Origin of the sequence: Streptosporangium sp. OZ121, assembly GCF_051918885.1 — a bacterium.
Taxonomy (GTDB): domain Bacteria; phylum Actinomycetota; class Actinomycetes; order Streptosporangiales; family Streptosporangiaceae; genus Streptosporangium.
Map to the genome: position 1 here is coordinate 142,610 of NZ_JBPXMC010000022.1, position 12,636 is coordinate 155,245.

Consider the following 12,636-nt stretch of genomic DNA (forward strand, 5'->3'; position numbering starts at 1 on the left):
GGGGTTCTGCCCGCCGCCGCAGGGAGCGCCGTTGAGCGTGCAGTTGACCGGCGAGCCCGAGCCGGAGGCGACGAAGCCGAAGGTGGTGCTCGCCCCGGGGGCCAGGGTGCCGTTGTACTCCCGGTTCCTGAAGGTGTACCGGCTGCCGCTGCTGGTCATCAGGGAGTCCCAGTACGTTCCGAGGCTCGTGCCCGACGGGAGGTCGAAGGAGACCGTCCAGCCGTTCAGCGTGGTGGTCCCGGTGTTCTTGATCGTGTACTGGCCGCTGTAGCCGCTGCCCCAATCCTGTGGCTTGGTGAACGTCGCGGTGTCCGCGTGGGCGGCGGACGGGACGAGCAGGGTGAACAGTAACGTCAGCAGCCCGGTCAGCACCAGGGCTGGGGTGGTGCGCCGCATCATCGCTCCTTGCGTGGGGGGTGGTGGACACGTCATGGCGCTTTATTAGGAAACTTTCCTAACGTGACACGTGACGTTAGGTGGCGCGGGCCTGTCATGCAAGACCCAGATCTCCTTGCCCGCTTAAGAAAATTTAATCGTTAGGAAGCTTTCCTAACGGTTTGTGCCGGGGCAGGATGGCGTTCACCCCCCGATACGCCGCGACTCAGAGGTGGCCGCCATGAAACGTTCGCGCACGGCTCTGCTGGTCCTCGCGACCCTGCTGCTCCCGACCTCCGCCCTGCCCGCCTCCGCGGCCGGAGCCGCCTTCCCCGCGGCCGGAGCCGCCGCCTGGCAGCTTCGCTGGTCGCCGGACGCCGCGCGGACGGGCCTGTCCGCCTTCGAGACCATCGAGGACGACCGGGCCGGCTCCCACCCGGCCGCCGCCCCGCACATCAAGGTGTCGGGCGGCGACTTCCGCTTCGACATGCACACGGCCGACCGCGACACCGCCACGGACCGGCAGCGCCACGAGGTGACCGGGATGCGCGACGGCGGGTCGTACCTGCAGTGGCGGCTCGGCGAGACCTGGCGGGTCACCTACTCGATGTACATCCCGAGCACGCTGAAGGCCACCACCACCTTCACCCACATCATGCAGACCAAGCAGCCCGGCACCGGTACCTCCCCCATCACGGTGACCTCGCTGCGCAGGGTCGGCGGCAAGCAGACCATCGAGCACAAGATCTTCGCCGAGGACGTCCTGGTGGGCAGGACCGACCTCGAACCGCTGCAGGACAAGTGGGTCGACGTCGAGTACGAGATCAAGATCGGGAACGGCACCGCCGGGTCGGTGCGCTGGGTCCTGCGCAGCGGCGGGACCACGGTGATCGACGCCACGAGGACCGGCGTCGACACCTTCCTGGCCGACCGCGTCCGTCCCAAGTGGGGCATCTACCGCTCCCTCGGCGACACCTCGGGTTCGCTGCAGAACACCTACCTGCTCCTGCGTGACATGCGCGGCTACCAGCTGGTGGGCGGGACCACCCCGCCCACCCCCACGCCGACCCCGACGCCCACCCCCACCCGGACGCCGACGCCGACGCCCACCCAGACGGGCGCCACGTCCTGGAGGGCCGGCACCGCCTACGCCGTCGGCGCCCAGGTCACCTACTCCGGCGTGAGCTACCGGTGCCTGCAGGCGCACACCGCCCAGGTCGGCTGGGAGCCGTCCACCACCCCCGCCCTCTGGCAGCGCCTCTGAGCCGTGCGCGCCGAGGTCGCCCGGGCCCGTACGCCCGCGCCCGGCCGGTCAGCCGGCCGGGCCCGCGCCCTGCCCGATGATCCGGTCTCCGAACCTGGCGACGAGCTGCGCGCGTACGTGCGCCGGCAGGGCGCAGCCGTGCGCGACGAGCGTGTCGAGCGCGGGCAGGTCGAGGAGGACGGCCCAGTCCTGGACGTCGTCGCAGTAGGAGACGTCGAGGTGGCGGAGGTCCTTCAGCGCCTGGAGCGGGGCCAGTGACCGCACGGGCGTGTTCCTGATCGACAGGTGCTCCAGGGTGCGCAGGCCCTCGATGCCGTCCAGGCCGGTCAGCGGCGTGTGCTCCAGATCCAGCCGGGTCAGTGAGGTGAGGGCCGAGATGTCCTCGGGAACGCGGTGCAGGCGGCTGCCGGACAGGTCGAGCTCCTCCACCCCGGAGGGCGCGGCCAGGGCCGAGAGCAGGAGCGCCGGGGGCGGGAGTATCACCGGCCGGGGCTGGGCGAGCACCGGTGACCGTCCCGCGGCGGCCTCCTGCAGGACGCGCCACCTGTCCACCGGCGCCCCGTACCCGCCGAGCCGGACGTAGCCCGACGGCAGCCACGGCGCCACCCGCTCGGCCACGATGTCGTCGCGGTCACCGGCGCCGACGACCCCGGCCAGCAGCCGGCCGTAGTGCTCGTACGCGTGCTCGGCGGGCACGAACAGGTCCGCCACGATGTCCCCGCCCGCGACGAGGACCCCGTCGTTGCCCGAACAGAAGATCACCCCCGCGGCGACGCTGCCGAGCACGAGATGGTCCGCCGCGCTGTGGATCGCGCGGGCCCGCAGGTCACCGGTGACCGCGAGGTAGCTCTCCGAGGCGTCGCCGTCGTCGAGAAGCCCCTCCACCACCAGCCCGCCGATCACGATGAGCGGCGCCTTCACGTCGAGCCAGCCGGGAACGTACGTGTCGCCGAACCAGATCGTGGCCCGGTGCACGATCCACCCCGACTCCGTCCGCTCCGCACCGTCGGGAAAGACCGAGGGCGTCTCGCCGGGAAACGCCAGCGACCACGCCTGCGCGAACAGCAGGCCGTAGACGGGAGGCATGATGTGGTGCGGCCACTCGCCGGCCTGGGCCGGTCGCCGCAGCCAGGATCCGATCGGGTGCAACTCCTCCGTGATGTCGCCAAAATAGTCCAGCGCCGCCGCGCCGGCCCCGGCCTGCCGCCGGAGCACCGTCAACGCGTCATCGAGACGCTCCGACGCCCCGGAGAAATGCTCATCGGTCAGATCCATGTCACATACCGTACTCATCGCCGCGAAATCCGAAAGCCGTTCAAAGGACGATCCCGGATGGTGGGCGTGTCGGAGAACCACCGGGTGCGACCACGCGGCGACGAAGGGCAAAGTGGATCTTCACCGGGACGTCGGGTACCGTGCCCGAGGCCCCTGAGCACTCCGGCACGGCCCGCGAACGCGGACCGGGCGCGGGCCACGGTGACATTGGAAGGATGGACACACATGGAGGCTGGAAATCGCCGGACCCTGCGATTGCTCGTCACCGGAGGCGGGACCGGTGGCCACACCTACCCCGCGCTGACCACCGTCGCGGCCCTGCGCGACCACGCCGCCGCGCGGGGGCTCGACCTGGACGTGCTCTGGGTCGGTACGGCGGCCGGCCTGGAGGCCCGCGTCGCGGCGGAGCACGGCATCCCGTTCCGCGCCATCACGGCGGGGAAGCTCAGGCGCTCGCCCAACCCGCGAGAGCTGGCCACCAACCTCGCGGACCTGTTCCGGATCCCGGTCGGCGTCTTCCAGGCCTTCGGCATCGCCGCCCGCTACCGGCCCGACGTGGTGCTGTCGACCGGCGGGTACGTGTGCGTGCCGCTGGGCGTCGCCTCCCGGTTGCTGGGCCGGCCGCTGGTGATGCACGAGCAGATCACCTCGCTCGGGCTGGCCAACCGCATCCTGTCGCGCTTCGCCCGGCGCATCGCGCTGACCCATCCCTCCTCGATCGAGCACCTGCCCGCGGGGGTGCGCGACCGGGCCGTCATCACCGGCAACCCGGTGCGTCCCCACCTGCTGCGCGGCAACGTCGACGCGGGACGGCGCCACTTCGGGCTCTCGTCCGACCTGCCCCTGGTCTACGTGACCGGCGGCGCGCAGGGGAGCCGCCAGATCAACACCATGGTCGAGGCGATCCTGCCCGCGCTGCTCTCCCGGGCCCAGGTGATCCACCAGTGCGGTCCCGGCTGGATCGCCCAGTTCACCCGTACCGCCGCAGCGCTCCCCGTGGCGGTGCGCGACCGCTACCGCCCGGTGCCGTACGTCGGCGCCGAGCTGGCCGACGTGTTCGCCGCCGCCGACGTCGTGGTCTCCCGCAGCGGGGCGGGCACGGTCGCCGAGCTGACCGCGGTGGGCAAGCCGTCCGTCCTCATCCCCCTGGTGCCCTCCGCCGCCGACGAGCAGCGCCAGAACGCCCGCTACCTCGCCGAGGCGGGCGCGGCCCGCGCGCTCCTGGAGGACGGCCCCACCGCCGACCACCTCCTGGCCGAGCTCGACGCCCTCCTGCGGGACCCGCGGGCCCGCGCCGCCATGGCGGGCGCCGCCGGTGCCCTGGGCCGCGTCGACGCCGCCGACAGCCTGGCCCTGGTGCTCCTGGAGGCGGCGGGGGTGAACGGCAAGGCCGGCTGAGCCCGGTGCCGGGTGTTCGGTGCCCGGGAGGCCGATCGGGCGGGAGCGTGACCTTCCCGGCGGGGCCTTCTTCGCCTCTCCGGTCGTCCGCGGACGTCCTCGCCACCCGGATCGGCGGGAAGGTCGCCTCCGGCCGCTCGTCACCTGACCCGGGGACACGCGTTCCCGTTTTCCGGACGTCCCATTGAAAGGGAAAGCCAGGCACTAAACGCCGGCCGGGTAACGGCCGGCCACGGCGGGGGGATGCACATGAGGAGACCATGTCCCTCGCGTCCCCGGGAGCCTGCCGACCATGAGCGAGCCGTACGGCACCAGGGCGGCGGCGCTCCTGTGCCGGGCGGCCCTGACGGTCACCGGCCTGCTCGTGCTCGCCGGTTGCGGCGACGGTGCCGAACCGCCGGCGACCACCGTGACGGTGACGGAGAGCCCGGACGCTCCGGGCTCCTCGGAGCCGCCGGAGAGGGAGGCGACTCTCGCGCCGACGAGCCCTGCGAACACGCCGGAGCCGGAACCGTCGCGGAAGCGGTCCACCACCGGTCCGATCGCCCCGCCGGGGAAGGCGTGCCCGACCGGTGGCGGGGATCCCGTCGAGGGTCCCTGCCCGAGCATCGGCGGCAGGGCGCCGTCGCCCGGTCTCACCGCTCGACAACCGACACACGAACCGCCCGCATCGTCGCCCTCTCCCGACCCGATCTTCTCCCCTGGCCCGCCCTCTCCCCTCCAGACGGGGTGAGCGTGCCGCAGGCCGGCCAGGAGCACCCCGAACAGTCCAGGCCGCTCGACGTGATAGGGCTGATCACCCTTCTGCTGACCGTCAGCGGCGCGGTGCTCATCTACATGGGATGGGCCTACCTGGACGGCTATCTGGGGTCGTTCCAGCTGAAGGCGACGGACATGGGCTTCGGGGTGGACGAGTACGCCCTGCGGGGCCTGAACATCTTCTCCCCGGCCTTCCTGCCCTTCATGGTCGGCGGTACGGCCGTTCTCCTGGCGGGTACGACGTACCGGTCGTCGCTGACCGCCGCGCTTCCGCAACGGGCCCGCGCGGCGGGCGCGGCGCTGGCCGCGAGGAGGCGGGTCCGGATCGCGGCGGACCCGAGATTCGGCGGAGCCGTCGTGACGGCCTGCGGGGCCGCCCTGGCGTTCGCCGCGCTGGCCGGATGGCAGGTCGACACCTTCGTCGTGCTGGCCCTGAGCATCGTCGGCCCGCTGCTGCTCACCTGGCCGACGCGCCGGCTCGCGGCCGGCCGCACGGCGTTCGCCGCCGCCGTGGTGACCTCGGTCTTCTGCCTGTTGTGGGCGGCGTCCCTGCACGCGTACCGCAAGGGAGAGGCGACGGCGGAGCAGCTCGTGGCCTCCCTGCCGCACCACACCTCGGTCGCCATCTACAGCGGGAAGACGCTCGCGCTCAACGCTCCGGGAGTCACCCGCGTCACGCTGGCGGACAAGACCTACCCGTTCCGCTACGAGGGACTGCGCCTGCTGATGACGCGCGGGGATCGTTACTACCTGATCCCTTTGATCACGGTGGCGGACTGGAGGAAGGGGAACGGGCGCACGTTCGTGATCGTCGAGCGTGAGGACCGGCGGGTGGAGCTGCTGCCGGGCACGCGAACCGGATGAGGCACCCCGCGGGAGCCCTCCCGGTGTCCACGCGGGGGCGGTGTCTCATGGACGAAGGTTTACCTGACAGGCGGCGCAGGCCAGGCACCTGCCGGGGGGCGGCCTGAGTAATCTGGCGACCGCACGAAGTGAAGTGCGGTGACGCCAAGAACTCCGAGAACGCCAAGAACTCCGAGAACGCTGAGAACGCTGGGAATGCCGCACCGCGGGCGTTCGTCCCGGGATTTCCAAGAGATGCCGCGGATGGGTGAGCGTGCGGTCTCGCACGGCCGCATGCTCCCTGGCGGGCGCGTCTTTCAGGGGGCCGTCCCGCCACGGGGTTTCACGCGGACCGCCGCTGAGAGGCAGGTTGGTTATGGCCCGTCAGGAAAAGCTCTCGCCCGAGGTGATCGGCGAGATGTACAACCAGCTCACCGATTCCTGCGCCGACGCGTTCGGCGGCAACCTCCACGTCGGCTACTGGACGGACGACTACGACGAGGCGCCCGTCGCGCAGGCGACGGACCACCTCACCGACCTGGTGGCCGAGCGCCTGGAGGTCGTTCCCGGGGAGCACGTCCTGGACGTCGGCTCTGGCACCGGCAGGCCCGCCGCGCGCATCGCCACCGCGCGCGACGTCCACGTCACCGGCGTCACCCTGAGCGAGTACCAGGTGCGGCTGGCCGAGTCGCGCCCCGAGGCGGGCCAGGGCCAGGGGCACGCCGACTTCCAGCTCGCCGACGCGATGTGGCTCCCCTTCGACGACGCCTCCTTCGACGCCGCGTACGCCATCGAGTCGCTCGTCCACATGGAGAACCCGGCGGCGGTCCTCGGCGAGATCGCCCGGGTGCTGCGTCCCGGCGGGCGGTTCGTGGTGGGGGAGTGGTATCTGCTCGGTCCGCTCGCCGACGACGACGCCGCGGACCTGGAGCACTTCTCCCGGAGCTTCAACGTCCACTTCCTGCCCACCGTGGAGGAGTTCTACGAGGAGATGGACCGCGCCGGACTGAAGATCGAGATATTTCACGACATATGGCCAAACATCAGCCGGTCTTTCCAGCTCGTGGGCGACATCCTCCCGGCCTCCGCCATCCAGCTGGGCGGCGAGATCGGCGAGCAGCTCGCCGTCTGCGGGGAGATCTACCGGCGTTTCGGGGAGATCCCGCAGATCAGCTACGCCCTGTTCACCGCGGTCCGCCGCTGAGAACGCGCCGCTCCTTCGCGGTTCGAGGAAAGGCGGCCCGATCTCGCCCGGCCGCTCCGGCCCGGGCGAGATCGGGCCGGCGGCGGTGATCTTCCGGTGGCCGGACGTCGTGGTGCCGCGTCTTCCCGCGGCGGTTGGCGCTGGGGTCGTCGTTCCCATGTCTTTCTCGTATTGAGAATTTCTCATAATGAGGATAACTTGTGCCCGGGGGAAACCGGGAGGAATGATGACGCAAGCACGCCGGGCGCTCGCCGCGGAGACCGTGGAGATCCTGGAGCGCGGCTGGTACGACCACCCCTCGCGGGGGCGGGTGTCCATCGCGAAAGAGCTCGCCGGTGCCGTCGCGGGCACCCGGCTGTGGGGGCCCGACGAGCCGATCGGGCCGCCCGCCGTGTCCCCGGCGATGTCCCCGGCGATGTCCCCGGCGATGCCCCCGGCCGTCGCGACCTCGGTGGAGGTCGTCAACGAGACCTCCCTGTCGGCCGCCCGCCGGATGGCCGGGGCCGACGGGATCGACGGGATCGACGGTGCCGGGAACGGGGACGGGAACGGCTGGGGTGACGGTGCCGTCGGCTGCCTGAACTTCGCCTCGGCGAAGAATCCCGGGGGCGGTTTCCTGCGGGGGACCCAGGCGCAGGAGGAGAGCCTGGCGTACGCGTCGGGGCTCTACCGCTGCCTGGTCGAGGCACCGGACTTCTACGCCTTCCACCGGCAGCGGCGCGATCCGCTCTACAGCGACCGTGCGATCTTCTCGCCCGCGGTCCCGGTCTTCAGGGACGACCGGGACGCCCTGCTCGCCCGTCCGTACCCCGTCTCGTTCCTGACCGTGGCCGCGCCGAACGCCGGTGCCATGGACGAGAACGACGAGCGGCGCGCCCGCCTGCCGGAGGTGCTGTTCGAGCGCTCGGGGAGGGCCCTGAGCCTCTTCGCCGCCTCGGGGCTGCACCGGCTCGTACTGGGCGCGTGGGGGTGCGGGGTGTTCCGCAACTCGCCCGCGCTCGTGGCGGCCTGCTTCGCCACGCACCTCGGCCCCTCGGGCGCCTTCCACGGGCGCTTCGAGCGGGTGGTCTTCGCCGTGCTCGACGACGCCCCCGGAACACCCGTCCACGACGCGTTCGCCCGGGCGCTCACCGGCGAGCCTGGGTAAGGCGCCGGTCCCGGTGTCCCCGGGATGCCCCCGAGCCGGGTCCCGCGCAGTTCCGCCGGGTCCTGCCGGGTCCGGGTGACCACCGGGAACGTCCGGGCCGGCGGTGCTCCCGTGCCCGTGCCGCGCAGGAGCGGGGCGTCGGAGGTGCGGGGAAGTTCAGTACGCGATGCCGACCACCTGCCTCACGGTCGCCGGGTCGTCCAGCAGGGCGAGGATCGCGTGGGCCAGGTCGGAACGGGCGATCCTGCGTCCGCCGGGGACGTTGCCGCCGACGGCCAGCCGGTAGGTCCCGGTGCGGGGCCTGTCCAGCAGGCGGGGCGGCCGCATGACCGTCCAGTCGGTGTCGCCGGCGCGGACGGCCTCCTCCATCGCCCCCAGATCGGTGTAGACGTCCCGCAGGAATCTCCGGATCAGCGGGGTCATGATCCTGCGGTCGAGGAAGGGGTCGCCCTGCGGCGACGGGCCGACCGGGGCCGCGCTCACCGCGACGAAGCGGCGCACCCCGCAGACCTCCAGGGCGGACAGGATCCCCCGCGTCGCCGGCGCGACGACGCCGTCCCGGGCGAGCTTCCTGCTGCGCGGGCCCAGACCCGAGATCACGGCGTCCCGTCCCTCCATCGCGGGACGCAACGACCGCGGGTCGGTCACGTCGGCCGTCACCACCCGCACGCCGGTGAGGTCGCCGGGCAGCCGCGCGGGATCGCGCACCACCGCCGTCACCTCGTGCCCCGCCTCCAGCGCCTGTCGTACGACCTCCCGGCCCGTACCGCCCGTGGCTCCGCAGACGGTCAGCTTCATGGCGCCCTCCTGGTGGGTAAGTGCTCACTAACCACTAGGGTGAGTGTTCACCCACCCATTCGTCAACCGCGGGGGAGCGCCCAGCATGAAGCCGACGCGGGTCCGGATCCTGGACGCGGCCGACCAGCTGATGCGGACCATCGGGCTGGCCCGCACCACCACCAAGGAGATCGCCCGCGCCGCGGGATGCTCGGAGGCCGCGCTCTACAAGCACTTCGACAGCAAGGAGGAGCTGTTCACGTTCGTCCTGAAGGAACGGCTGCCCAGATTCGCCCCGCTCCTGGCCGAGCTGGAGAGCGGGGAGGCGGACGGGAGCGACGTCGAGGAGACCCTGGCCGAGATCGCCCGGCACGCCGTGGCGTTCTACGCGTCGTCCTTCCCGATCGCCGCCTCCCTGTTCTCCGATCCGGCGCTGCTGCGGCGGCACGGCGAGGAGATGGACAGGCTCGACATGGGCCCGCACAAGCCGCTCGACTCCCTGGCCGCCTACCTGCGCGAGCAGCGTGCCACCGGGCGCGTCCGCGCCGACGCCGACCCCGAGGCGGCGGCGGCCCTGTTCCTCGGGGCGTGCTTCCAGCGCGCCTTCCTGCAGGCCTTCGCGGGGGACCGCCTGCCGTCGGGACCGGCCGCCCGGCCGCTCGACGAGTTCGCCGCCGCGCTGGCCAGGACCCTCCTGGAGGGCGTCCGGGAGCCGGAGGGACCCGTCCGGCCGTGACCGGAGGCGGGCGCGGGAGCGCGTGGCCGGAGGCACCCGTCCGGCCGTGACTGGAAGTGGACTCGGAGTCCGTGACCGGGGACCCGGAAGCCCGTGACCGGGGACGGACTTACTGATCGTTTCAGAATGAGGTTCGCAGGCGGCGGAGGCTGCTACGAGCGACTCCTCCGCCTCACCACATAGAACACGGTGTGGTAGCAAGCCTGCTTCGCAACCTCACATTTTTCCGGCCTGCGTCGTCCTGTTGGTGAGGGCAGCGACTGGTGCCCCGGAACGGAGTGAGGAAATGAAGGTTTTCATCGCTGGTGGGCGCGGCCGTGTCGGGTCCCGCCTTGCTGACAACCTGGAGGCCAAGGGCATCGAGGTGGTCTCGGGAGGACTCGAGGACGGGATCGACGTGATCTCGGGCAAGGGGCTCACCGAGGCTCTCGTCGGAGTCGACACCATCGTGAACGTCCTCAACACCCCCCGCTTTGATGCGGAGGGGGCGATCTCGTTCTTCGAGGGAGCGATCGACAACCTGACCGCGGAGGGCAAGCGGGCAGGTGTGCGTCATCACATCGTGCTCTCCATCGTCGGCGTTGGAGAAGGGGACGCATCTGAGATCGGGTACTACCTCGGCAAGGTGGCGCAGGAGAAGGCCGTGCGATCCGCTTCGATCCCCGCCACCATCATTCGGGCCACCCAGTTCCAGAGCTACATCCCTGTCCTCATTGACCAGCACACCGTGGACGGAAAGGTTCTCGCTCCGAGGTCATTCATCCAGCCCGTCGAGCTGGACGAAGTCGTCGAGCTGCTCGCCGAGGCTGTCACGACGCTGGAGCCGGGAAGTGTGGTCGAGATCGCTGGACCCGACCGGTTCTACCACGACGACCTCTTCCGTGCCACTCTGGCCGATCGCGGAGACGATCGTGAGGTTGTGACCGTGGACGGACAGGAGCCCCTCGATGCCATGGTTCCGCGCGGCGCGTGCCGGACAGGCAGCGTGCGGTACCCGATTACCGGGATCCCCACCGCCTGAATGCGATAGTGGAGAGAGGCGGGAACGTCTGACCGCCAGGCAATAGGTTAGGCGTGCTGCGCCCAATGGGAAAGGGTGCCCCATGTCGGAAGATCTTCCTGTTGAATCCGCAGAGTTCGGAAAAGCCGAGCGTGACGAATCACGGGCTCTCGATTCGGTCATGGCGGAGCGGCATCGTCTGCTGTCGCTAGCCTTTCGCATGATGGGCACCCTGGCCGATGCCGAGGACGTCGTGCAAGAGACATATGTGAGGTGGTACCGCCTTGAGCCCGAGGAACGCGACGAAATCGCCGCGCCTGTGGCATGGCTGATTCGAGTTGCGAGCCGCATCTCACTCGACTTGCTGGGTTCCGCGCGGGCACGACGGGAGACGTACGTCGGGCAATGGCTGCCGGAGCCGGTTCCGGCTGACCTCTTTGCAGACACAGCCATTGCGCCACTGAACTCCAGTCATCTCGCTGCTGATCCGCTCGAACGTGTCACCCTCGATGATGCCGTCAGCATGGCATTGCTGACGGTCCTCGAGGCCATGACCCCAGCAGAGCGAGTGACGTTCGTCCTGCATGATGTGTTCGGCGTCCCGTTTGACGAGATTGCTGGTGTCGTAGGTCGTTCAGCGGCAGCAACAAGGCAACTGGCGACGTCCGCACGCCGCCACGTTCGACGAGGAAGACGCGCACAGGTTTCTCCCCACCAGCATGATGAGGTTGTTCGGGCATTCCGTGGTGCAACTGTCAGAGGGGACATCGAGGACCTGCTCCGCGTGTTGGCTCCAGACGTCGAACTACGAGTAGACGGCGGCGGCTTCGTCAATGCCGCACCTCAGGTCATCCGTGGGTCGGATCGTGTAGCCCGGTGGTTCATGGGAGTGATGCGCAAGCAGCCCGCCCTCCGTCTTGAGCGACGCGACACAGCCGACGGTCTCGGATACATTCTTCGAAACGAAGGGCGTCGATACGGAATGGTTACCTTTGACGTCAGCGATGAAGGCGTCACGAATGTGTGGCTGATGCTGAATCCAGTAAAGCTGACGAATTGGTCGCTCTGATTGTTTTAGAATGGGTTGAGTCGCGGGTCTTGTGTCGACGATCTTGGTCGGCAGTGTGTCCGGGATGCGTGCTGATCTTGTTCCTGACGACCTGTGGGAGCGGGTTGCTCCGCTGTCGCCGCCTGCTCCCGAAGGGCGCCACCGCTATCCCGGGCGGCGGCGCGTTCCGGACCGCGTGGCACTCGCCGGCGTCATGTACGTGCTGCGGACCGGTGTCGCCTGGCGCGACGTCCCCGCGGAGACCGTGGGCTGCTCCGGGGTGACGGCCTGACGTCGGCCGCGGGACTGGACCGAGGATCGTCGACCGTCACGGAACCCCGCTCGCCGTCACGCTCACCGGCGGCAACCGGCACGACGTCACCCGGCTTCCGCTACTGCTGGACGCGGTCCCACCGATCCGGGGTCTGCGCGGACGCCCCCGCCGCAAGCCCCGGCGTCTGTACGCCGACCGGGGCTGCGACTTCGACAAGTACCGCCGCCTGCGGTGGAAGCGCGGCATCAAGCCCATGATCGCCCGACGCGGTCTCGCCCACGGCTCAGGACTGGGCAAGGTGCGTTGGGTGGTCGAGCGCGTCTTCGCCTGGCCGCACCAGTTCAAACGACTCCGCACCCGCTACGAACGACGCGCCGACCTCCACCACGGGCTGCCCGAACCGGCCTGCGGCCTCATGTGCCTCCGCCGCCCGCGGACCTCATTCTGAAACGATCGGTTAGAAGTCCATGTCGCCGCCGCCGGGCATGGCGGGGGCGGCTCCGGCCTTCTCGGGCTTCTCGGCGATGACGGCCTCG

At 70.5% G+C, this 12,636-nt stretch carries 11 protein-coding genes and 2 pseudogenes; 9 read left to right on the plus strand and 4 right to left on the minus strand.

The window, feature by feature from the left end; all coding sequences use genetic code 11:
• Positions 1-30: 30 nt before the first annotated feature.
• Positions 31-432, minus strand: a pseudogene (locus ACTOQ1_RS31130) (cellulose binding domain-containing protein); the annotation flags it as partial.
• Between the two features lie 184 nt (positions 433-616).
• On the opposite strand from ACTOQ1_RS31130, the gene ACTOQ1_RS31135 reads away from it, so the two are divergent.
• A complete protein-coding gene (locus ACTOQ1_RS31135) occupies positions 617-1,639 on the plus strand; it encodes a carbohydrate-binding protein (RefSeq protein WP_440071524.1) in 1,023 nt (340 codons plus the stop codon).
• Between the two features lie 48 nt (positions 1,640-1,687).
• Here ACTOQ1_RS31135 and ACTOQ1_RS31140 read toward each other — a convergent pair whose 3' ends face one another.
• A complete protein-coding gene (locus ACTOQ1_RS31140; RefSeq protein ID WP_440071525.1) occupies positions 1,688-2,914 on the minus strand; it encodes a leucine-rich repeat domain-containing protein in 1,227 nt (408 codons plus the stop codon).
• Positions 2,915-3,139: 225 nt separating this feature from the next.
• On the opposite strand from ACTOQ1_RS31140, the gene ACTOQ1_RS31145 reads away from it, so the two are divergent.
• Positions 3,140-4,312: a UDP-N-acetylglucosamine--N-acetylmuramyl-(pentapeptide) pyrophosphoryl-undecaprenol N-acetylglucosamine transferase gene (locus tag ACTOQ1_RS31145; RefSeq protein ID WP_440071526.1), complete on the plus strand. Its 1,173-nt coding sequence runs from the start codon at positions 3,140-3,142 to the stop codon at positions 4,310-4,312.
• A gap of 204 nt (positions 4,313-4,516) precedes the next feature.
• Here ACTOQ1_RS31145 and ACTOQ1_RS31150 read toward each other — a convergent pair whose 3' ends face one another.
• Complete coding sequence (locus ACTOQ1_RS31150) at positions 4,517-4,951, minus strand: hypothetical protein (protein ID WP_440071527.1); 435 nt, start codon at positions 4,949-4,951, stop codon at positions 4,517-4,519.
• A gap of 90 nt (positions 4,952-5,041) precedes the next feature.
• On the opposite strand from ACTOQ1_RS31150, the gene ACTOQ1_RS31155 reads away from it, so the two are divergent.
• From ACTOQ1_RS31155 to ACTOQ1_RS31165, 3 genes are all read left to right on the plus strand, one after another.
• Complete coding sequence (locus ACTOQ1_RS31155) at positions 5,042-5,935, plus strand: hypothetical protein (RefSeq protein WP_440071528.1); 894 nt, start codon at positions 5,042-5,044, stop codon at positions 5,933-5,935.
• A gap of 355 nt (positions 5,936-6,290) precedes the next feature.
• Entirely contained in the window at positions 6,291-7,118 is an 828-nt protein-coding gene (locus ACTOQ1_RS31160; RefSeq protein WP_440071529.1) for a class I SAM-dependent methyltransferase, read from the plus strand.
• 226 nt (positions 7,119-7,344) lie between these two features.
• Positions 7,345-8,265 (plus strand): TIGR02452 family protein, encoded by a 921-nt coding sequence (locus ACTOQ1_RS31165; protein ID WP_440071530.1) that lies wholly within the window; start codon positions 7,345-7,347, stop codon positions 8,263-8,265.
• A 156-nt stretch (positions 8,266-8,421) separates the two neighbouring features.
• Here ACTOQ1_RS31165 and ACTOQ1_RS31170 read toward each other — a convergent pair whose 3' ends face one another.
• Positions 8,422-9,063: an NAD(P)-dependent oxidoreductase gene (locus ACTOQ1_RS31170; RefSeq protein WP_440071531.1), complete on the minus strand. Its 642-nt coding sequence runs from the start codon at positions 9,061-9,063 to the stop codon at positions 8,422-8,424.
• Between the two features lie 85 nt (positions 9,064-9,148).
• Between ACTOQ1_RS31170 and ACTOQ1_RS31175 the strand changes: the two genes are divergently transcribed.
• The 4 genes and pseudogenes from ACTOQ1_RS31175 to ACTOQ1_RS31190 all read left to right on the plus strand — a co-directional run bounded on the left by ACTOQ1_RS31175 (position 9,149) and on the right by ACTOQ1_RS31190 (position 12,548).
• Positions 9,149-9,778 (plus strand): TetR/AcrR family transcriptional regulator, encoded by a 630-nt coding sequence (locus tag ACTOQ1_RS31175; RefSeq protein ID WP_440071532.1) that lies wholly within the window; start codon positions 9,149-9,151, stop codon positions 9,776-9,778.
• A 286-nt stretch (positions 9,779-10,064) separates the two neighbouring features.
• A complete protein-coding gene (locus tag ACTOQ1_RS31180) occupies positions 10,065-10,799 on the plus strand; it encodes an SDR family oxidoreductase (protein ID WP_440071533.1) in 735 nt (244 codons plus the stop codon).
• Positions 10,800-10,881: 82 nt separating this feature from the next.
• Positions 10,882-11,847, plus strand: coding sequence for an RNA polymerase sigma factor SigJ (sigJ, locus tag ACTOQ1_RS31185; protein ID WP_440071534.1), 966 nt, complete (start codon positions 10,882-10,884; stop codon positions 11,845-11,847).
• 64 nt (positions 11,848-11,911) lie between these two features.
• Positions 11,912-12,548 (plus strand): annotated as a pseudogene (locus ACTOQ1_RS31190) (transposase).
• Positions 12,549-12,636 lie beyond the last annotated feature (88 nt).

Excerpts from the sequence above, each read along its gene's own strand:
- ACTOQ1_RS31135 (WP_440071524.1), top strand. The coding sequence starts at position 617 with ATGAAACGTTCGCGCACGGCTCTGCTGGTCCTCGCGACCCTGCTGCTC.
- ACTOQ1_RS31140 (WP_440071525.1), bottom strand. The coding sequence starts at position 2,914 with ATGGATCTGACCGATGAGCATTTCTCCGGGGCGTCGGAGCGTCTCGAT.
- ACTOQ1_RS31145 (WP_440071526.1), top strand. The coding sequence starts at position 3,140 with ATGGAGGCTGGAAATCGCCGGACCCTGCGATTGCTCGTCACCGGAGGC.
- ACTOQ1_RS31160 (WP_440071529.1), top strand. The coding sequence starts at position 6,291 with ATGGCCCGTCAGGAAAAGCTCTCGCCCGAGGTGATCGGCGAGATGTAC.
- ACTOQ1_RS31165 (WP_440071530.1), top strand. The coding sequence starts at position 7,345 with ATGACGCAAGCACGCCGGGCGCTCGCCGCGGAGACCGTGGAGATCCTG.
- ACTOQ1_RS31170 (WP_440071531.1), bottom strand. The coding sequence starts at position 9,063 with ATGAAGCTGACCGTCTGCGGAGCCACGGGCGGTACGGGCCGGGAGGTC.
- ACTOQ1_RS31175 (WP_440071532.1), top strand. The coding sequence starts at position 9,149 with ATGAAGCCGACGCGGGTCCGGATCCTGGACGCGGCCGACCAGCTGATG.
- ACTOQ1_RS31180 (WP_440071533.1), top strand. The coding sequence starts at position 10,065 with ATGAAGGTTTTCATCGCTGGTGGGCGCGGCCGTGTCGGGTCCCGCCTT.
- sigJ (WP_440071534.1), top strand. The coding sequence starts at position 10,882 with ATGTCGGAAGATCTTCCTGTTGAATCCGCAGAGTTCGGAAAAGCCGAG.